Source organism: Oleiphilus sp. HI0079, from assembly GCF_001635105.1.
In genome coordinates, this window is the sequence record NZ_LWFT01000476.1 from 1 (window position 1) to 291 (window position 291).

Annotated in this window: 1 protein-coding gene; it reads right to left on the reverse strand. The window is 46.0% G+C overall.

Annotation, left to right across the window (positions count from 1 at the left end; translation table 11 throughout):
- Nucleotides 1-291, reverse strand: a 291-nt coding sequence (locus tag A3750_RS06230) for a DsbE family thiol:disulfide interchange protein (protein WP_156498448.1), incomplete at both ends; no start/stop codon positions are given.

Consider the following 291-nt stretch of genomic DNA (forward strand, 5'->3'; position numbering starts at 1 on the left):
TATGTTTCTGGCGCTCCATAGACGCCAAGATCGAAACCAAACGAACCCTTTGGATCATATATATTCAAAGAATAAGGGTCGCCAAGCTCTACCAGCCATTGATTGGCCTTAGACCGATCGTCTTTATAATTCAAACCAATGATGGGTACGCCTTTATTAGCAAGCCTGATTAAATATGGGTGCTCGGTTCGACAGGAAGGGCACCATGTCGCCCAAACGTTCAAAAGAGAAGGCCGACCTTTTAGCACGTCTTGATTCACTTTAAGCCCCTGATCCTCAAGGACGGACAAC